General features: G+C 70.1%; 15 protein-coding genes and 3 pseudogenes. 11 read left to right on the top strand and 7 right to left on the bottom strand.

Annotated features, from left to right (window positions below; genetic code table 11):
• Positions 1-3: 3 nt before the first annotated feature.
• The 4 genes and pseudogenes from ACGFY9_RS47165 to ACGFY9_RS47180 all read right to left on the bottom strand — a co-directional run bounded on the left by ACGFY9_RS47165 (position 4) and on the right by ACGFY9_RS47180 (position 4,203).
• Entirely contained in the window at positions 4-1,398 is a 1,395-nt protein-coding gene (locus ACGFY9_RS47165) for a metallopeptidase TldD-related protein (protein WP_393765075.1), read from the bottom strand.
• Positions 1,395-2,918: a TldD/PmbA family protein gene (locus ACGFY9_RS47170; RefSeq protein WP_393765077.1), complete on the bottom strand. Its 1,524-nt coding sequence runs from the start codon at positions 2,916-2,918 to the stop codon at positions 1,395-1,397. Before ACGFY9_RS47170 ends, ACGFY9_RS47165 begins: the two co-directional genes overlap by 4 nt.
• A 254-nt stretch (positions 2,919-3,172) precedes the next feature.
• Entirely contained in the window at positions 3,173-3,373 is a 201-nt protein-coding gene (locus ACGFY9_RS47175) for a DUF397 domain-containing protein (protein ID WP_393765079.1), read from the bottom strand.
• A pseudogene (locus ACGFY9_RS47180) lies at positions 3,370-4,203 on the bottom strand (helix-turn-helix domain-containing protein). The gene ACGFY9_RS47175 and the pseudogene ACGFY9_RS47180 overlap by 4 nt, the downstream one beginning before the upstream one ends.
• A gap of 177 nt (positions 4,204-4,380) precedes the next feature.
• On the opposite strand from ACGFY9_RS47180, the pseudogene ACGFY9_RS47185 reads away from it, so the two are divergent.
• From ACGFY9_RS47185 to ACGFY9_RS47210, 6 genes and pseudogenes are all read left to right on the top strand, one after another.
• Positions 4,381-4,944, top strand: a pseudogene (locus tag ACGFY9_RS47185) (ATP-binding protein).
• Between the two features lie 18 nt (positions 4,945-4,962).
• Positions 4,963-5,385 carry a hypothetical protein gene (locus ACGFY9_RS47190; RefSeq protein WP_393765081.1) on the top strand — a complete coding sequence of 141 codons (423 nt, stop codon included), beginning with the start codon at positions 4,963-4,965 and terminating at the stop codon, positions 5,383-5,385.
• Positions 5,386-5,611: 226 nt separating this feature from the next.
• A complete protein-coding gene (locus ACGFY9_RS47195; RefSeq protein ID WP_393765083.1) occupies positions 5,612-6,769 on the top strand; it encodes an SEC-C metal-binding domain-containing protein in 1,158 nt (385 codons plus the stop codon).
• Positions 6,770-7,105: 336 nt separating this feature from the next.
• Entirely contained in the window at positions 7,106-7,810 is a 705-nt protein-coding gene (gene fabG, locus ACGFY9_RS47200; protein WP_363102126.1) for a 3-oxoacyl-[acyl-carrier-protein] reductase, read from the top strand.
• 5 nt (positions 7,811-7,815) lie between these two features.
• The gene (fabI, locus tag ACGFY9_RS47205; RefSeq protein WP_393765085.1) at positions 7,816-8,583 is read left to right on the top strand and encodes an enoyl-ACP reductase FabI; all 768 of its coding nucleotides are present in this window, start codon (positions 7,816-7,818) and stop codon (positions 8,581-8,583) included.
• A 175-nt stretch (positions 8,584-8,758) separates the two neighbouring features.
• Complete coding sequence (locus ACGFY9_RS47210) at positions 8,759-9,112, top strand: hypothetical protein (protein ID WP_393765087.1); 354 nt, start codon at positions 8,759-8,761, stop codon at positions 9,110-9,112.
• Here ACGFY9_RS47210 and ACGFY9_RS47215 read toward each other — a convergent pair.
• Positions 9,087-9,782 (bottom strand): FadR/GntR family transcriptional regulator, encoded by a 696-nt coding sequence (locus ACGFY9_RS47215; protein ID WP_393765089.1) that lies wholly within the window; start codon positions 9,780-9,782, stop codon positions 9,087-9,089. The genes ACGFY9_RS47210 and ACGFY9_RS47215 overlap by 26 nt on opposite strands.
• 82 nt (positions 9,783-9,864) lie before the next feature.
• Here ACGFY9_RS47215 and ACGFY9_RS47220 point away from each other — a divergent pair, with 82 nt between their 5' ends.
• From ACGFY9_RS47220 to ACGFY9_RS47235, 4 genes are all read left to right on the top strand, one after another.
• Positions 9,865-11,250, top strand: a complete 1,386-nt coding sequence (locus ACGFY9_RS47220; RefSeq protein ID WP_393765091.1) for a CynX/NimT family MFS transporter — start codon at positions 9,865-9,867, stop codon at positions 11,248-11,250.
• An 84-nt stretch (positions 11,251-11,334) separates the two neighbouring features.
• Positions 11,335-11,451, top strand: coding sequence for an SGM_5486 family transporter-associated protein (locus ACGFY9_RS47225; protein ID WP_019060691.1), 117 nt, complete (start codon positions 11,335-11,337; stop codon positions 11,449-11,451).
• A gap of 184 nt (positions 11,452-11,635) precedes the next feature.
• Entirely contained in the window at positions 11,636-11,842 is a 207-nt protein-coding gene (locus tag ACGFY9_RS47230; protein WP_366494379.1) for a hypothetical protein, read from the top strand.
• Positions 11,843-11,919: 77 nt separating this feature from the next.
• A complete protein-coding gene (locus ACGFY9_RS47235) occupies positions 11,920-12,462 on the top strand; it encodes a SixA phosphatase family protein (protein ID WP_393765093.1) in 543 nt (180 codons plus the stop codon).
• A 142-nt stretch (positions 12,463-12,604) separates the two neighbouring features.
• Here the strand turns inward: ACGFY9_RS47235 and serB are convergent, their stop codons facing one another.
• Both serB and ACGFY9_RS47245 read right to left on the bottom strand, forming a co-directional pair.
• Positions 12,605-13,813, bottom strand: coding sequence for a phosphoserine phosphatase SerB (gene serB, locus ACGFY9_RS47240; protein ID WP_365610411.1), 1,209 nt, complete (start codon positions 13,811-13,813; stop codon positions 12,605-12,607).
• Between the two features lie 1,071 nt (positions 13,814-14,884).
• Positions 14,885-16,837: pseudogene (locus ACGFY9_RS47245) on the bottom strand (streptophobe family protein); the annotation flags it as partial.
• 240 nt (positions 16,838-17,077) lie between these two features.
• On the opposite strand from ACGFY9_RS47245, the gene ACGFY9_RS47250 reads away from it, so the two are divergent.
• Positions 17,078-19,597 (top strand): FHA domain-containing protein, encoded by a 2,520-nt coding sequence (locus ACGFY9_RS47250; protein ID WP_393765094.1) that lies wholly within the window; start codon positions 17,078-17,080, stop codon positions 19,595-19,597.
• The last annotated feature ends 30 nt before the right edge of the window (positions 19,598-19,627 follow it).

Genomic DNA, 19,627 nt, shown 5'->3' on the forward strand with positions numbered 1-19,627 from the left:
AGGTTATACGCCCTGACTGACAGAGCTCATATTGAAGTCCGGCACCCGCAGCGCGGGCATCGCAGCCCTAGTGAACCAGTCGCTCCATTCCCTCGGCAGCGTCTTTTCCGTGCGCCCCGCCTCGGTCGCCCGCCCCAGCAGATCCACCGGCGACTCGTTGAACCGGAAGTTGTTCACCTCGCCCGCCACCTCGCCGTTCTCCACGAGGTAGACGCCGTCCCGGGTCAGCCCGGTCAGCAGCAGTGTCGCCGGGTCGACCTCGCGGATGTACCAGAGGCAGGTCAGCAGCAGCCCGCGCTCGGTGTTCGCGACCATCTCCTCCAGGGAACGGTCCTCGCCGCCGCTCAGGATCAGGTTGTCGATCGACGGCGCGACCGGCAGCCCGGTCAGGCCCGCGCTGTGCCGGCTGGTCAGCAGGTGCTGCAACTCGCCCTCGCGCACCCAGTCGGTGGCGGTCAGCGGCAGCCCGTTGTCGAACACCGACTGGTCGCCCCCCGAGGTGTGCGCGAGCACGAACGGGGCGGATTCCAGGCCCGGTTCGTTCGGGTCGCTGCGCAGCGTCAGCGGCAGTTCGGTGAGCTTCTCGCCGACGCGCGTGCCGCCGCCGGGCTTCGAGAACACCGTGCGGCCCTCGACCGCGTCCCGGCCCGACGCCGACCACATCTGGTAGATCAGCAGGTCCGCGACCGCGGTCGGCGGCAGCAGCGTCTCGTACCGGCCCGCGGGCAACTGGATCTTCCGCTCCGCCCAGCCCAGTCGTACGGCCAGTTCGGCGTCCAGCGCCGCCGGGTCGACATCCTTGAAGTCCCGCGTCGAGCGGCCGGCCCACGCCGAGCGCGTACGGTCCGGGGACTTGGCGTTCAGCTCCAGCGTGCCGTTGGGCTGGTCGTGGCGCAGGCGCAGCCCCGTCGACGTACCCAGGTAGCTGGTGACCAGCTCGTGGTTGGCGAAGCCGTACAGCTCGCGACCGCCCGCACGCGCGCGTGCGAACGATTCGCCGAGCGCCGGCGCGAAGTCGGCGAACACGGTGGACGAGGTCTCGGCGGGCGCGTCCGTGAAGTCGGGCGACTGAGGTACGTCCGTGACCAGGGGCTGCGCGTCCTCGGCGGGCGCGGCACCGCGCGCGGCGGCCTCGGCGGCCCGCACCAGCGGCTCCAGCTCCTCCGGGGTGACGGCCGACCGGGACACGACCCCCGAGGCCGTGCCCTCCTTGCCGTCGACGGTCGCGATGACGGTGAGCGTGCGCCCGCGCGTGACGCCGTTCGTGGTCAGCGCGTTGCCCGCCCAGCGGAGGTTGGCGGTCGACTGCTCGTCGGCGATGACGACACAGCCGTCGGCCCGCGACAGTTCGAGGGCACGCTCGACGATCTCGTGCGGCTTGTTCGTACGAGGACTCATCGACCGGCCTCCTGCGTGGTGTTGAGGATGTTGACGCCCGTGAAGAGGGCCGACGGGCAGCCGTGGGACACCGAGGCGACCTGGCCCGGCTGGGCCTTGCCGCAGTTGAAGGCGCCGCCCAGGACGTAGGTCTGCGGACCGCCGACGGCGGCCATGGACCCCCAGAAGTCGGTGGTCGTCGCCTGGTACGCGACGTCCCGCAACTGCCCGGTGATCCGCCCGTTCTCGATCTTGAAGAACCGCTGGCCGGTGAACTGGAAGTTGTAGCGCTGCATGTCGATCGACCACGACCGGTCGCCGACCACGTAGATCCCGCGGTCGACCCCGCCGATCAGATCCTCCGTGGACAGCCCCGCCGGGTCCGGCTGGAGCGACACGTTGGCCATGCGCTGCACCGGCACATGGCCGGGGGAGTCGGCGTACGCGCAGCCGTTGGAACGCTCGAAGCCGGTCAACTTGGCGATGCGGCGGTCGAGTTGGTAGCCGACCAGGGTGCCGTCCTTGACGAGGTCCCAGGACTGGCCCTCGACGCCCTCGTCGTCGTAGCCGATGGTCGCGAGGCCGTGCTCGGCGGTGCGGTCCCCGGTGACGTTCATCCGCTCGGAGCCGTACTTCAGCTTGTTGAGCTTGTCGAAGGTGGCGAAGGACGTGCCGGCGTAGGCGGCCTCGTAGCCGAGGGCCCGGTCCAGTTCGGTGGCGTGGCCGATGGACTCGTGGATCGTCAGCCACAGGTTGGACGGGTCGACGACGAGGTCGTACAGGCCCGCCTCGACGCTCGGTGCCCGCATCTTCTCGGCGAGCAGCTCGGGGATCCGCGCCAGCTCCTCGTCCCAGTCCCAGCCGGTACCCGTCAGGTACTCCCAGCCGCGGCCCACGGGCGGTGCGATCGTGCGCATGGAGTCGAACTCACCGCTCGACTCGTCGACCGACACCGCGTTCAGCTGCGGGTGCAGCCGGACGCGCTGCTGGGTGGTCACCGTCCCGGCGGTGTCGGCGTAGAACTTGTTCTCGTGCACGGTGAGCAGCGACGCGTCCACGTGGTTGACGCCGTCCGCCGCGAGCAGCCGGGCGCTCCAGTCCGCCAGCAGCCCCGCCTTCTCCTCGTCGGGCACCGAGAACGGATCGATCTCGTACGACGAGATCCACGTCCGCTCCTCGTGCACGGGTTCGGCGGCCAGCTCGACGCGCTCGTCCGACCCGGCCGCCTTGATCACCTGGGCGGAGAGCTTCGCCATCGCCACCGCCTGCGAGGCGACCTTGGCGGCTGCGTCCAGGCTCAGGTCCACGCCCGAAGCGAACCCCCAGGTGCCGCCGTGCACGACCCGCACCGCGTATCCGAGGTCGGTGGTGTCCGACGTACCGGCGGGACGGGCGTCCCGCAGCCGCCAGGACGCGCTGCGCACCCGCTCGAACCGGAAGTCCGCGTGCTCGGCGCCGAGCGCACGCGCGCGTGCGAGGGCGGCGTCGGCGAGGGCGCGCAGAGGAAGTGCCAGAAACGCCTGATCGACTTCATGGGGCACGGGTCGGTTCCCTTCGAGGTGCTCTCCTGTGATGGCCGTCTCACGCAGTGAATCATGTCGGACTCGTTGGATTCCCCGGAAATACGTACGGTCCCGATCAGCGCAGCACCGTGGGAAAGCGTTGGCAAGAGCGGTCCGGTGGGCCAGTGGGCCGGCTTAGTCGCGCGGCGCGGACGAGGTCGAGGACACAGACCGACGGGCGGGCCCGGGACCAACTCCCGTGCCCGCCCGTAAACATCGCCTACGACGCGGCCTCAACCCTCCAGCGACGACCCTGCCGCGAGTGCCGTGAATGCCGCCCAGGTGACCGGCGTGACGACGAGAGGTCGGATGCCCTTGTCCTTGGAGTCGCGGATGTGGACCGCCTCGGGGCGCACGGCTACCTCGACGCAGTTGTCGCCGTCTCCGCCGCTGTAACTGCTCTTGGACCAGCTCAGCTCAGGGGTGGTGCTCATAGCGCTCCTCGCATCTGTTCCAGCAGGTTCACCGTAGCCCGGCAATCCAGGGCTTGGGAACGCAGCTTGCCATAGCGCTGATTGAGGACGCTGACCTCGCCGGGATCGACGATCAGGTTGCTCGATCGGTGGCCCTCGACGTACCCGAACCACTAGTGTCCTGGTGCCTCGGCCAGGTACAGCTGGCCGTCGACTCCGCAGTGGTCTTCCTGGCGCAGAGGCATGATCTGGATCTCGACGTTGGTCCGCTCGCCGAGGCTCAGCAGATGGTTGATGACATTCCTGGTGACCGCTGAACCACCGACCCTGCGTTCCAGGACAGCCTGCTCGACGATGAAGGTGAACGCGGTGTTCGGCCGCTCGGTGAGCAGGGTTTGTCGCTCCAGCCGTGCGGCCACCTTGTTGTCGATCTGCTCCTCTGTGAACGGAGGGAGCTGGCGCTCGAACACTGCCCGCGCATACCCTTCCGGCTGCAACAACCCCGGAATCGCCCGGCACTCGTACGCATACAGCGAGATCGCCTCCTCCTCGATCTCCGCCCACTCCTGAAACCAGGAAGCCAGCCCGGCCTTCCGCGTCAGACTCTTCGCAGCCGCGCGGAGAATCTTGACGGCGACGGACCCCAACGGCTCCTCCGCCCGTGCGGGCAGATCCGCCGGAGGGAACCGCTTCCCCTGCTCGATCTTGGCGATGTACGAGGCCGAGTACCGCACGCGCAGCCCGAAGTCCTCCTGTGTCAGCCCGGATTCCTCCCGCAGCGCCTTCAGGACCGCGCCGAAGGTCTTGAGACTGTCGGACAGTTCCGTTTCACTGCCGTGGTCCGCCGTCATCGCCGCGCGCCTCCTGTGCTCACGTTCTCATCGACCCCGCTGGTACCGCCCAACCCGCCCAACCGGCCCAGCGTCACAGGGAGTTACCCACCCAGTCCAGAGTGTGCACTGGCACAGCCGTGTCTGTATGGGTGTCGTACCTGTTGGCCGGGCAGGAGGACACAGAATGCTGGGCACATGCCAGCCCCCTACGCCCAAGAGGCCGCTACCGTCAGTGTGTTCGCCCAGCGCCTCTCCGCCACGAGACGCGGAGCCCGGCTCGCCCGCAGGCTCGCTACACACCAACTCGCCTAGTGGGGAGTCCCGTACGGCAGTCCGTCCTCCGACGCCGTCGCCCTCGTCGTCGCCGAACTCGCCGCCAACTCCGTCCTGCACGGCCGCATCCCCGGCCGTGACTTCCTGCTGCGCCTGCGCTGCGACCGGGCCGTCGGTGTCGTACGCGTGGAGGTGCCCGACACCCACCCGGCGCACCCGAAGCCCCCGGAGCCGACCCCGGATGCCCGCGACCCCGGGGACGTGGACGGCGGCAGAGGCATGCTTCTTGTGGAGGTCGTCGCCACGCGCTGGGGCGTCGACGAACGAACGGGACCGGGCAAGACGGTGTGGGCCGAGTGCACGCTGCCCACGCCCTGTGAGCTCATCGCGCCCCATGTGTCTCACGCGCGTCACAACTCCCTGTCCGCTTCATGCGTAGTTGACGATCATCTTCCGCAACAACCCACTGGTGTAGGTGAGTTGTGATTTCGGTGGTTGTCAGTGGTGCCGTATAGGCTTAACGACCTCTTGGAGTTGACGGTCAACTCTTCGACCCAGGTCAGGAAGCTCGCCGCCCACGAGGGCCTCGTAGTGCCTCGGCTCGGGCTACGGCACCATCCAGCTGACCCTCACCCCAAGTGCCCCGCGCCTGTCGCCGCCGAGCCCCGGCCCGACCTTCTTCTGGCGCTCGCCCACGCCGCCGTCTCTGCCGCTGGCAGACTCGTCCTCAAGCCGGACCTCGTGCACCATCTGCCGTCGCCGGACGGCGGAGTACTGCGCCAGGTGGTCGGCCTCGACGCCACGTTTAAGACCAGGTCTCAGCGAGACGACCTGGACCAGATGACCGCGTGCTGCGTACTGCTCGGCCTGGCGTGGGCCATCTCGTGTACGGCTCGGGTCGACCCGGCGTCGTGGAAGTGCCGGTAGGTGAGGGGACGTTGAGGATCCGGCGCCATGTCGTGGATCTCTCCCGCCCGTCGCGGGATCCGGCGTCGGACATCGCAGGCCTTGCCGAGTCGGTCGATGCCGCGCGCACGATGGTCGCGCCACGAGGGGCGGGGCGCGGTGCCGAGCGACCAGGCGCCGACCACCCGCGGGAGTGACCCTCAGGATTGCCCGATCGCGCCGACTCCCGCCGCGCTAGCGTGGGTTCATGTCCAGCAAGCGCCGCGCCGGCGGCACTCACAGCAGGAATCGCAAGGCGCGAGGAACCAATCGCACGCACACCCCGGCGGTCCACGCACCCCCGCCTCCGGTGGACCACGCCAAAGCCGCGCAGGAGTACGAGGAACTGGTGGCGCAGTACCCCGAGGACCGGGAGGAACTGCTCCTGGAAGCCGCTGACGCGTGGCGGGACGCCGGCGAGTACGACCGCGCGCTCGGGCTGTATGAGCGGCTTCTCGACCTGGAGTCGGGCGGTTGTCGCGAGCCGGACATGGTGGACGCGTGGCGTATCAACGCGCTGTGGGACGCCGGGCGTGAGGAGGAGACGCGGTCCGCGGCTGCCGCGTTCCGCAAACGGCATCCCAAGGACGCGGGCGCATGGAGCCTCGTGGCTGGAGTCTTCGAGGCAGGAGACGACCCGACGACGGCCGCCGAGTGGTACACGGCCGGTGTCACGCATGCGTTGGGCGTCGGGACCCAGGTGACGGCGGATGTGGTCGAGGATTCCGCCGATTCCTTCGGCCTGGAGGAACTCGTCATCGGTCGCCACCGTGTGCGCCGCCAACTCGGCGAGCCCCACGATGACTGGGACGACCTGGCCGACGAACTGCACGAGCGGCGCGCGTCACCACTGCCGGGCCGGTTCCGTCCGCTGGACGAGATGCACGACCCGATCCGCCTGAAGCGGCTGGCCGAGGGCGGCCCCGATGTTCTGCGGGCCGAGATCGAGGCACTCACCGAGGAACAGGGCGAGGCCGAGGCGGTGTTCGCCGGTCCACTGAGGACCTGCGTCCTGTTCTGGCCTGAGGAAGAGTTCGCGGAGCTGCTGAACCGCTGGCCGTCGGCCACGGAGGCGTACGGCGACGAGCACGCCGGTCACCTGCGGCAGGTCGAGCACACCTTGCGTGAACTTTCGAACGAGGGCGCCGCCCATCTGGCGGTCGGCCGGGCGACGGTGAGCGGCCTGAAGTCGTATGCCGACACAAGCGGCGGGTCCCCCGACACCCCGTCCACGCGGTCCGCCTACGCGGCCGAACTCGCCCGCACGGGACGAGCCGCGGCCTGGCCTCCGCCCCGGAATGGTCCTTGCTGGTGCGGTTCGGAGCGCAAGTACAAGAAGTGCTGCGGAAACGCGGCGCTCGGGTGAACGCCTAGGCGGGCTGCCCTTTCACGCGACCCTCCGCTCTCTCGACGCGATCCATGTGGCAAACGCTCTGATCCTTGGCGAGGCACTCGACTGCCTGGTCGCGTATGACAAGCGCATGCCCGATGCGTCACGAGAGGCCGGACTGACCGCTCACGCGCCGGGCGCGGCGGACTGAATCGGGTCGGCGACTGTAGAGACCCGACAGGAGGCGACGTAAGCCACTGTCGGTGCCCGATTGTCCGCCGGGCGCGACGGACCGATAGGTTTTCGATAAAGCCGCCTGTCGACCAGGTGTACCGGGCAGGCGTGCAGGACCGCTATCGAAAGGGTGATCCGTTGAGCCGCTCGGTTCTCGTCACCGGAGGCAACCGGGGCATCGGCCTCGCCATCGCCCGTGCGTTCGCCGACGCCGGCGACAAGGTCGCCATCACGTACCGCTCGGGAGAGCCGCCGGCCGGCTTCCTGGCCGTGAAGTGCGACATCACCGACACCGAGCAGGTGGAGCAGGCCTACAAGGAGATCGAGGCCGAGCACGGCCCGGTCGAGGTCCTGATCGCCAACGCCGGCGTCACCAAGGACCAGCTCCTGATGCGCATGTCCGAGGAGGACTTCACCTCGGTCATCGACACGAACCTCACCGGCACCTTCCGCGTCGTCAAGCGCGCCAACCGCGCCATGCTGCGCGCCAAGAAGGGCCGGGTCATCCTGATCTCGTCGGTCGTCGGCCTGATGGGCGGCCCCGGCCAGGCGAACTACGCCGCCTCCAAGGCCGCGCTGGTCGGCTTCGCGCGCTCCCTCGCCCGTGAGCTGGGCTCGCGGAACATCACCTTCAACGTCGTCGCGCCCGGCTTCGTCGACACCGACATGACCAAGGTGCTCACCGACGAGCAGCGTGAGGGCATCGTCAAGCAGGTGCCGCTCGGCCGTTACGCGCAGCCCGAGGAGGTCGCCGCGACGGTGCGGTTCCTCGCCTCGGACGACGCCTCGTACATCACTGGAGCCGTCATCCCCGTAGACGGCGGACTGGGAATGGGTCACTGATCACCATGAGCGGAATTCTTGAGGGCAAGCGCGTCCTGATCTCCGGTGTGCTGCTGGAGTCCTCCATCGCCTTCCACGCCGCCAAGCAGGCCCAGGAGCAGGGCGCCGAGATCATCCTGACCGCGTTCCCGCGGCCCACGCTGACCGAGCGCATCGCCAAGAAGCTCCCCAAGCCCACCAAGGTCATCGAGCTCGACGTCACCAACGGCGAGCACCTGGCGCGCCTCGCCGACGTCGTGGGCGAGGAGCTGGGCGGCCTCGACGGTGTAGTGCACTCCATCGGGTTCGCGCCGCCGGACGCGCTCGGCGGCAACTTCCTCAACACGCCGTTCGAGTCGGTCGCCACCGCCATGCACGTCTCGGCGTTCTCCCTGAAGTCGCTGACCATGGCCTGCCTGCCGCTGATGCAGAACGGCGGCTCGGTCGTCGGCCTCACCTTCGACGCGTCCTTCGCGTGGCCGCAGTACGACTGGATGGGCCCGGCCAAGGCCGCCCTGGAGGCCACCAGCCGCTACCTCGCCCGCGACCTGGGCAAGCAGAACATCCGCTGCAACCTGGTCTCCGCGGGCCCGCTCGGCTCGATGGCCGCCAAGTCCATCCCGGGCTTCAGCGAGCTGGCCTCTGTGTGGGACAACCGCTCTCCCCTGGAGTGGGACCTCAACGACCCGGAGCCGGCCGGCAAGGCCATCGTCGCCCTCCTGAGCGACTGGTTCCCGAAGACCACCGGCGAGATCGTCCACGTGGACGGCGGCCTGCACGCCATCGGAGCCTGACCTTTCGGCCCGACCTCTCCTACGGCGTCGACGCCCCGTTTCCCGCACCGCGCGGGGAGCGGGGCGTCACCCGTTCGGCCCCTCCGGCCGGGCGGGGTCGGAGCACAACTGCGCACTCTGGATTACGCGTTCACCACGCGATTCCCTCCCCAGCACTGCCGAGGAGGTTTCCCTTGTGCGTCTGTCCCGCAGCCTGGCCTCAGTGACCGTCGCCATCGCGCTCGTCATCTCCCTGGCGTACGAGGCGATGCCCCACGCACGCGTGGGGGCCCGAAAACCGGCCGCACCCCAGCTGTTCGGCGCCGACTGCCGCACCACCGTCCACGGCTCGCACGTGATCGCGTACTGCCACAACCCGTACCCCCGTACCGACCGCGTCAGCCTGCACATCGAGTGCGACCGCTGGTGGGACATCGACAGCGACGGCATCGCGACCGACGCGGGACCGGCGCAGACCGTACGGCTCACCGGCCGCTGCTGGGAGGACGTCCGCGCGGTGTGGGTCAGCCACCAGAAGCGGGCGAGCTGAGCCTCCCGGGTCGGCACACGAACGGATAGCCCGCGGCCTCCTTGGCGGCCGCCTGCGCGTCACCCGCGCGGATCGCGTCCACCAGCCGCGTGTGGTCCATGTACGTCTCCGGAGTCAGCTCCTCGCCGACGTCCGCGCGCAGCCACTCCCGCAGCACCTCGCCCAGGTCGGCGTACATCGCCGTCATGACGTCGTTGTGGGAGGCCGCCACCACGGCCATGTGGAGGGTCGCGTCGGCCGTCACGAAGGCCTCCGTGTCGCCCGACGCCCAGGCCTCCTCACGTCGCACGAGGAGGGCGTCCAGCTGCTTGAGGTCCTTCTCTGTGCGCCGCTCGGCCGCCAGCTGCGCCGCCGACGACTCCAGCGTGGAGCGCAGTTCGGCGATGTGCCGGGGGTCGGCGTCCGCGAAGCGGCGGTGCATCACTCCGGCCAGCTCGCTCGTCGCCACGACGTACGTCCCGGAGCCCTGGCGGATGTCCAGCAGGCCGTTGTGCGCGAGCGCGCGGACGGCCTCGCGGACCGTGTTGCGGGCGACCCCGAGCTGCTCGACCAGCTCCGGCTCGGTCGGGATCCGGGAGCCGACCGGCCACTCGCCCGAGGTGATCTGGTTCCGCAGCGCGGCGATGACCTGCTCGGACAGCGCCGAACGACGGGGATGGCTCAGGGGCATGGCACACCTTCGCATGTGCGGGGCGGGAGCGGGCCACCCGGGGATGGACAACCAATCATCCCATCATTCTATGATGGGCAGCATGGCAAGCGAGGAAACCCGGACACTGAAGTCCACGACGAACGTCAGCAGCTCCGCCGCGAGCGACTCCCCGGCGCCGACAGGGAAGCCGACCGGGAAAGCGTCCACGCACGCGTGGACGACGCGTCTGCTCGTCCTCGGCATCGTGCTCGCCGCGCTGAACCTCCGCCCCGCCATCACCAGCCTCGGTGCCCTCCTCGAAGAGGTCCGCGACGGGCTCGGCATGAGCGGCAGCGTCGCCGGACTGCTCACCTCCGTACCCCCGCTGTGCTTCGCCGTCTTCGGCGTCACGGCCCCGCGCCTCGCCCGCCGCTTCGGCCCGGCCGCGGTGGTCTGCGCGGGCATGGTCCTCATCACCGCGGGCCTGCTCGTACGGCCCTGCATAGGCGGCACGGCCGGCTTCCTGGCCGGCAGCGCGCTCGCGCTCATGGGCATCGCGGTCAGCAACGTCCTGATGCCGGTGATCGTCAAGCGCTGGTTCCCGGACCGGGTCGGCTCCATGACCGGCCTGTACTCGATGGCCCTGGCCCTCGGCACGGCGTCCGCCGCCGCGGTCACCGTGCCCATCACCGATGCCCTGGGCGGCAGTTGGCGCTCCGGCCTCGCCGTGTGGGCAGCCCTGGCCGCCGCTGCCGTACTGCCATGGATCGCTCTCGTACGACACCGGGAGGCGCCCTCCGGACCGGAGGCGGCCGGGGAACAGCGCTCCCGCGCGCGGGGGGCCGCCGACGGGACACCCGCGTCCGGGACTTCGGCGGAGACGCGAGCCCGCGCGCGGGAGGCCGAGCACGCGCAACCGGTGCTGCGGATCACCCGCAGCCGTACCGCGTGGGCGCTCGCCGTGTTCTTCGGGCTCCAGGCCACCGCCGCGTACATCACGATGGGGTGGATGGCGCAGATCTTCCGGGACGCGGGGGTCTCCGCGGGCACCGCCGGGCTGCTCCTGGCCGTCACCATGGTGATGGGCGTGCCGCTGGCCTTCGTCATCCCGCGGCTGGCCAGCCGGCTGCCCCGGCAGGGCCCGATCGTGATCGCCCTCGGCGTGTGCGGCCTCGCCGGATACGCGGGCCTGTACCTCGCGCCGGCCGGCGGCGCCTGGGCCTGGGCGGTCCTGCTCGGCATCGCCAACTGCTCCTTCCCGCTGGCCCTGACGATGGTCGGGATGCGGGCCAGGACAGGTGCGGGCGTCGCCGAGCTGTCGGCCTTCGCGCAGAGCACCGGGTATCTGATCTCCATCCCGGGGCCGCTCCTGGTCGGTGTGCTCTACCAGCACAGCGGCGGCTGGGGACTGCCGATCGCCCTCATGGCCGGCCTGATGATCCCGCAGATGGCCGTGGGCGTCCTCGCGGGCCGCAACCGTACGGTGGAGGACGAGGCGGCCCGCTGAGCCCGCCCGTGCGCGGGTCCACCTCACCCCGCACGACCTCACCCCGGCGGATCCGGCGCGGACGCAGGGTGCGAGACTGGCCGTATGCCAGTGCTCGACCCGAACCCTCAGAACGGCCAGCGGAAGATGCTCATCGTCTTCGGCTCGTTCTTCGCCATCTTCATCGTCATCGCCATCATCGCGACGATCGCTTCGCCGTGACCGCGCGCCCTTGAACGTGCCTCCGCGGGCCGATGGTGGGGTTGTCCCCACCATCCCCTAGGGGGTGAGGCTCAGGGTCAAGTGGGTGGATCTCCGGATGGGTTGGGGGCCGCGCGTTCCGTAACTTCGAGATGTGACCGCGAGAAGCGGATCGCGGACCACTCGGAGACCAGCGGAGGCATCCATGTCGGCCCCTACGCACACCCCGCCCCACCCGGCGACCACGGGCGGCGTCGACATCAGGCTGCCGTGGTGGGCCCTCGCCCTGCCGGCGCTCGCGTTCGTCGTGCTGCTCGTGATGATGCTCAACCCGACGGACGCGCAAGCGGCGGCCTCGGACCCGATGATCACCCATCTGTTCGAGCGCGTGCAGCAGCTCATAGCCCGCTGAGCACCCGCGGAGCACTCGCGCGGCCGCCCCGTCAACTACCCGCGCCCCATGGCCTGTTTCATGCGAAGCTGGATCCCATGAGCGTCGCAGAACCCCGCAGGATCGTCCTCTTCCGGCATGCGAAAGCCGACTGGCCCCAGGTGACCGATCACGAGCGGCCGCTCGCTGAGCGGGGCCGCCTGGACGCGGCCACCGCCGGAAGCAGGCTGGCCGACACCGGCATCCCCTTCGATCTGGCCCTCTGCTCCACCGCGGTCCGGACCCGGGAGACCTGGAAGCTCGCCGTCCACGAACTCGCGCACCGGCCGAAAACCGTCTACGAGGAGCGGCTCTACGAGGCCTCGCCCGGCGAGCTGATCGCGGTGCTGAACGAGACGCCGGACGACGCGCGGAACGTGATCCTCGTCGGGCACAACCCGAGCGTGCAGGGGCTGGCGGAGATCCTCCCCGGTGCGGACACCGGTGCCGAGACCGGTACGGGCAGCACCGAGGCCCGCGAATGGCTGAAGCAACGCGGATTCGCGGCCGCCGGTTTCGCCGTGCTGTCCTTCACCGGTTCCTGGAAGGCGCTGGAGCCGGGCGTGGCCACGCTGGACGACTACTGGGCGCCGTCGGAGTAAGTAGTCCAGGTGTCCGAGTAGTCGGAGCTGACCGCGCACGCCAATCGGAACTGACCCGGCACAACATCGGAACTGACCAGGCACGACAAGGGGCCCGGCACCGCGCGGTGCCGGGCCCCGAAGGTATGGAAAGCCTCCGGGATCAGTCCTCGTCGTGCGTGTCCGCGGCCTCGACCTCTTCACGGGTGACACCCAGCAGATACAGCACGGTGTCGAGGAACGGCACGTTCACCGCCGTGTGCGCGGCCTCCCGTACGACCGGCTTCGCGTTGAAGGCGACACCGAGACCGGCCGCGTTGAGCATGTCCAGGTCGTTGGCGCCGTCGCCGATCGCCACGGTCTGCGCGAGCGGTACGCCCGCCTCGGCGGCGAAGCGGCGCAGGAGCCGTGCCTTGCCCGCGCGGTCGACGATCTCGCCGGTGACCTTGCCGGTCAGCTTCCCGTCGACGATCTCCAGGGTGTTGGCCTGGGCGAAGTCGAGCCCGAGCCGGTCCTTGAGGTCGTCGGTGACCTGGGTGAACCCGCCCGATACGACGCCGACTTGGTAGCCGAGCCGCTTGAGCGTACGGATGAGGGTGCGGGCCCCCGGCGTCAGACGCACCTCGCTTCGCACCTTGTCGACGACCGAGGCGTCCAGCCCTTCCAGCAGCGCCACGCGCGCGTGCAGGGACTGCTCGAAGTCCAGTTCCCCGCGCATCGCGGCGGCGGTGACCTCGGCGACCTCGTCCTCGCAGCCGGCGTGCGCGGCGAAGAGTTCGATGACCTCGTCCTGGATGAGCGTGGAGTCGACGTCCATGACGACGAGCCGCTGGGCCCGCCGGTGCAGCCCCGCCGCCACGACGGCGATGTCGACGCCGAACGTCGCCGCGTGGGTGACGAGGGCGGTGCGCAGGGGCTCGGTCTCCACGCCGGACACCGCGAACTCCACCGCTGTCACGGGGTACTTGGCGAGCCGGAAGATACGGTCGATGTTGCCGCCGGCCTTGGTGATACGGGCGGCGATCGCGGCGGTGGACTCCGCGGTGAGGGGGTGGCCGAGCACGGTCACGAGCGAACGCCCCAGCCCACGCGGCCGGTTGTCGCCGAGGCCGGAGATGATCTCGGCCTGCATCTTCATCGACTCGGCCCAGCTGTGCACGGTGGCCCGCAGATCCCCTTCGAGCCCGGCGGGCGGCGGGGTCACGAGTGCGCACAACACCATCCGGCCACGCGTGACGACCTGCTCGATGTCGACCACGTCGACGGAGTAGGCGGCGAGGGTGTCGAAGAGTCCGGCCGTGATGCCCGGCCTGTCCTTGCCGAAGATCTTGACGAGGAGAGTGGGGACGTCAGAGGTCTGCGAAGCGCTCATGGTGTACCCACCGTATCCGGCACGGAGTGCCTTATGCCGCAGAGGTCCGCCCAGCGGACACGGAACAGTGGGTGTCGGGTCGGTGGCGCGAATCTTACGGGGCGATCACGGAGGGGCGGGACGGTGGTCAGGAGTGGGCTGGAGGCGGTCGGGAGTGGATTGAGGGGCGGTCGGAAGGTGTGTTGATGTGATCGTGATGAGTGTGCGGGCGATCGGGAGTCGGCTGGTCGTCGGGCGAGGGGAACTGCTGCGGGGCCGGATGCGAGGGATACGTCCGGATGGGTGGGGCGCCGGGTAGTGGGCCGTCGGCCCATGAAGACGCCGCCACCCGCACGCCGGCCTGCGTCGCCCTTGGCTCATCCGGTGCCGGGCAAGGTTCGCCGCAGGGCAAGATTCGCCGGGCACCGAAGAGTGCTCACCCGACGTGGACGTAGACGCGGATCACCGGCGGCCCTTGGGCTTTCCGGGAGGGGGCGGCGGAGGTGGAGGAGGCGGTTGCTGCCCACCGTCCGAGTCGTCCTCCGGCCAGTCCCGCGAACGCGACCCGGGCCGACGCCGAGGCAGCCGGGACGGCGGCTCGTAGGACTGGGCCATGGTCGGAGCGCCGTACATGTCGGCGGGCGGCGAAGGGACGCCGGGCGACTGCGGACCGTCGTAGGGGCGAGTGCCGTCGTCCGGCGGAACGGCTCCGGGCGTCTGCGAGCTTCCGGAGTAACGACCGACTCCACCGGGCCCTACGGCTCCGGGCGCCGGATCGGCCCCGAACTGCCCCGCGTTTCCCGGAGGTTGAGGGGCACTACCGGGCCGCGAGCCTCCGCCCGGCGGCCGACCACCTTCCTGCGGCGACCGCGCACCTGGCGGCCACGCGGCCTGCGTCGGCGATCCGGCGTCCGGTGGCCGGGCAGGTCGACGGGGCCGTGACGTGTTGCCCGGACCCGCGCCCTCCGGCGGTTGAGCGGCACCGGAGGGAGACACCCCTCCGCCGGGCGACCGGCCACCCGCCTGCGATGAGCGTGCACCGGGTGGCCGCGGGCCCTCTTGCGGTGAACCCGCGTTCGGTGGCCAGGTTGCTCCACGGGATCGGGGCTTACCGCCAGGTCCTGCATCTCCCGGTGGCTGGGCTGTACTTGAGGCCTGTGGACTTCCGGCGGGCGGTCGGCCGCCTCCCTGAGGTGACCCCGCGTCCGGCGACCACCCAGGTCCATGGGACCAAGCCCCACCACCCGGCCGTGCACCACCGGTCCCCGAACCACCCGGCCCCGCACCACCGGATCCCGGCCCCCTGGGCCCCGCCCCACCCCCCTGCCCCGGTGACTCCCCACCAGGCCAAGCCCCACCAGGCGGCGGTGGCCGGCCGTCCTCCGGTTGCCGTAGTTCATCCGGCAGTTGCAGATACGGGTTGGTCGCAGGGTTCGGCGCGCGGTAAGGCGAAGTCGGCACGTAGGGCCCCGGGTCCCCGGCACTCTCCGGATGCCCTGCCTGTCCCGCATTCCCCGCAGGCTGCGCATGGTCCGGCTGCCCCGGTGCCCAGGCATCCGACCCCGACTCCGACCCTGAACCCTTCCCCGGCCCCGTCGCCCCCGAGTCACCCCGTGCCAACCGGGAAGCCTGCCGACCCGCGGCCCCGGTCGCGTACGCGAGGAGCCCCCCGACACCACCCGCCCCCGCACCCCACACCGCGCCCAGCACCAACGCCATGCCCAGATGCCCGTGCAACTCGATCCCCGCGCCGAACGCGTCGAACCCCAGCACCGACAGCGACGCGTCCACCGACACGTCCGTCAGCCAGGCCAGCAACGGCAACGTCAGCGCGGTGACGACCCCCAGCCGTAGAGCACACCGCCCGGCAAAACCGAGGGCACTCCCGCGACCCGCCGCACCAGCGCGATCAGAGCCGCTCCCCGCACCCGCTCCCAAGGGTGTCCGTACCGCCGTCAACACCCCCGCCAGCAGCATCATCAGCGCTGCGGCGACCCCCAACAGCCATACCCGGCTGTCCAGTTCGGCCAGTCGCCCCAACGTCACCGGCTGGTCGGACTTCACGCTCAGGAGGTCGTCGAGGGGGTGGGGGAGCAGCTTCGCCAGTTCGCCCGTCGCCTTGCCGTCCCAGGGGACGAAGAGGCCGATCGGGATGCCCAGCCAGACCCCGTTGGGCGCGCCCAGCAGCGCGGCGCCCGCGATGCGTTTCGGGTGGTCGTCACTGATCGCCGCGTACGCCGCCGCCGCGAGGCCCGCCGCCACCGCGACCAGCAGCACCGTGACGAGCGCGGACGCGGCCGGGCGTACGACGCGGTGTACGGCCTCCCAGCCGCGGGGGAGGGGAGTGCGGCGCGAGGCCAGCAGGGCGATCAGGAGGATGCCCGCCGACCAGCCCAGGCCGCCCAGCAGCGTCGGCGCCGTGTCGACCGTGAAGCCGACCGCCGCCTTCGCCTTCACCAGGTCGCTGATCTTGCCCGGCAGCAGCCCGCCGATGTCACCGATGTCGCCGAGGCCGGGGATGTTCACCCCGCCGCCGCTACCGCCGCCGCCCGTCAGTTTGTCCAGGCCCAGCTTGCTTCCGTCGATCGTGATCACGTCGTGGCCTGCCCAGGCCAGCCCGCCGAGCATCGCCACGAAGAGGGCGATCACCGAGCCCGCGCGCGCGAGGAGTTCGGCCGGAGCGATCACAACTCCGGCCGCCCGCAAGGACCGTAGGAAGAAGTACGACAGCAGGAGCGCGCCCACCAGGCTCACGCCCAGCGGGGTGATCGTGACGGCCGTGGTCGCCTGGGCGCCGGTCAGGCCGAAGGCCGACACATCGCCGGTCGGGGTGACCGAACCGCCCGCTCCCAGGGCCACCACCGCCGCGGTCATCGGGCCGAGCGAGCCCGTCGCGTCGGCGCCCAGCAGGTGCAGGCCGAGCGCGGCCGTGCCCGCCATGCCTATCAGCGCCCAGCTCACCGCTGCGATCGCGGACAGCAGGACGTCGACCCAGGGCACCCTCGTGTCGTAGTTCGCCGTCCTGACTCTTGTCGCTGAGCTCATGGCAGACCCCCCGATCCGCGGCACGGTGCGGACACCACGCATGTCCCCCTCGCGTGGATTACCACTCTCCGGGTCGGTTTCAACCCCGTCAACGGAACCGGCGGAAGCGTACGGACGTGGTCTTCACAAGGTCCGACTTTCGGTCAGGGGGTGCAGCCTGAAATAGTTCCCGACGATGTTCGCCATCCCTAGACTCCCTGTGATGGGGGTAACTCGGGGGACTACTCAGTGGGGCATGGAGTGCCGGAACTCGTACTGGAATTGAATGGACGGACCTGGACGCTCGACGCGTCCAGGTCCTACACCCTCGGACGTGATCCGCAGGGGGACGTCGTGGTCGACGACGCCAGGGTCTCCTGGCGGCACGCCACGATCAGCTGGGGCGGCCGGAGTTGGGTCATCGACGACCACGGCAGCACCAACGGCACGTTCGTGCAGGGCCAGCGCATCCATCAGATGGAGATCGGCCCGGGCTCGTCCGTGTACCTGGGCAACGCGACCGACGGCCCGCGCCTGAGCCTGTCCGGCGCCGCGGCCGCCGTGGCGACTCCGCAGGCCCAGCCGCAGCAACAGCCGTACGCCGCACAGGGCGCGGGCCCCGGCTGGGCGCAGCAGGCACCGCCTCAGCAGGTCCCGGCGCAGACGCCTGAGCAGCAGCGTTATCAGCCGCCGGCGGCCGCCGCGAACATTCCGCCGCAGCAGGGATCCGGCGTCGGCGCGGGGGCGCCGTCGGTCTACGGCGACCGCAGCCCGACCACGTTCCACCAGTTCTCGCTGGGCCGCGTGATGCGCATCGGCCGTGCGCTGGAGAACGAGTTGGTGGTCTCCGACCTCCAAGTCTCGCGCCACCACGCCGAGTTCCACGCGACGCCCGACGGCCGCTTCGAGATCCGTGACCTGGGCTCGCACAACGGCACGTACGTCAACGGTCAGCCGATCACCAAGGGTGGCTCCGCGCTGCTCGGCCCGAACGACATCGTCGGCGTCGGCCACTCCACGTTCCGCCTGGTCGGGGACCGGCTCGAAGAGTTCGTCGATACCGGTGACATCTCCTTCTCCGCCCGGCACTTGACGGTCACGGTCGACGGCGGCAAGCAGATCCTCAAGGACGTCTCCTTCGGCGTACCGGAGAAGTCGCTGATCGCGGTCATCGGCCCGTCCGGCTCCGGCAAGTCGACCCTGCTCAAGGCGCTCACCGGCTACCGGCCCGCCAACCAGGGCGACGTCCTCTACGACAACCGCAACCTGTACAAGCAGTTCGCGGAGCTGCGCCAGCGCATCGGTCTGGTCCCGCAGGACGACATCCTGCACAAGGAACTGACCGTCAAGAAGGCCCTCAAGTATGCGGCCAAGCTGCGGTTCCCCGCCGACACCACCGGCGACGAGCGCGAGGCCCGCATCGACGAGGTGCTGCGCGAGCTGAAGCTCGACATCCACAAAGAGAAGAAGATCACCTCCCTGTCCGGCGGCCAGCGCAAGCGCGTCTCGGTGGCCCTGGAACTCCTCACCAAGCCCTCGCTGATCTTCCTGGACGAGCCCACCTCGGGCCTCGACCCGGGCATGGACCGCGACGTCATGCAGCTGCTGCGCGGCCTCGCCGACGACGGCCGCACGGTCCTCGTCGTCACCCACTCCGTGGCCGAACTGGCGATCTGCGACAAGCTGTTGGTGATGGCTCCGGGCGGCAGCGTCGCCTACTTCGGCCCGCCCGAGGAGGCACTGAACTTCTTCGGCTACGACACCTGGGCCGACGTCTTCTCCGCCTTCGAGAACTACCGCGACTACGACTGGGCGGGCCGTTGGAAGGGCTCGCAGCACTACCAGATGTACGCCGCGGACATCGACGCGATTGCTCCGCAGTCCGTACAGATGCCGCCGATGCAGGCGATGAAGCCGCCGAAGCCGCAGGGCTGGATGTCGCAGTTCGTCACGCTGGTGCGCCGCTACGTCGCGGTGATCGCCTCCGACAAGGGCTTCCTGGCCCTGATGGTGATCCTGCCGGGCGTCCTCGGCGCGGTGAGCCTGCTCATCGACTCGGGCAACAGCCTGCTGCCGAACCCGGCCCGGGCGAACGGCACCAGAATCCCGAACGGCACGGCCACCACGGTCCTGCTGATCCTCGCGGTCGGCGCCTGCTTCGCCGGCGCGGCCAACTCCGTCCGTGAGCTGATCAAGGAACGGGTCATCTACGAACGGGAGCGCGCCACCGGCCTGTCGCGCTCCGCGTACCTGATGTCCAAGGTGTTCGTGCTCGGTGTGATCACCGCGCTGCAGGGCCTGATGGTCGGCGTCATCGGCTTCGCCAGCCGCGAGATCCCGAAGCAGGGCCTGGTCCTCGGCAGCCAGACCATGTTCGAGCTCTGCATCCCGATCATGGGCCTCGGCTTCACCGCGATGATGTTCGGCCTGATCATCTCCTCGCTGGTGAAGACGGCCGAGAAGACCATGCCGCTGCTGGTCATGTTCGCGATCATCCAAGTCGTGTTCACCGGCTGCCTGTTCACCCTGAACGGCTCGATCGGCGTCAACCAGTTCTCGTACCTGATGCCGTCGCGCTGGGCGGTCGGCGCCGCGGGCGCCACGCTGGACTTCAACAAGATCAGCCCGCCCAAGCCCGGCGACGCCAACGACCCGCTGTGGGAGCACACCGTCGGCGCCTGGGGCATGGACATGGCCGCCCTGATCGTCCTCGGCGTGATCTGCGGCTTCTTCGTGGCCCGCTTCCTGCGCCGCCACGAGCCCGAGGTCATGCGCAAGTAGTTCTTCCGCTACGACGCCGAAGGGCGGCGC

This window comes from Streptomyces sp. NPDC048504, from assembly GCF_043200035.1.
Classification (GTDB): domain Bacteria; phylum Actinomycetota; class Actinomycetes; order Streptomycetales; family Streptomycetaceae; genus Streptomyces.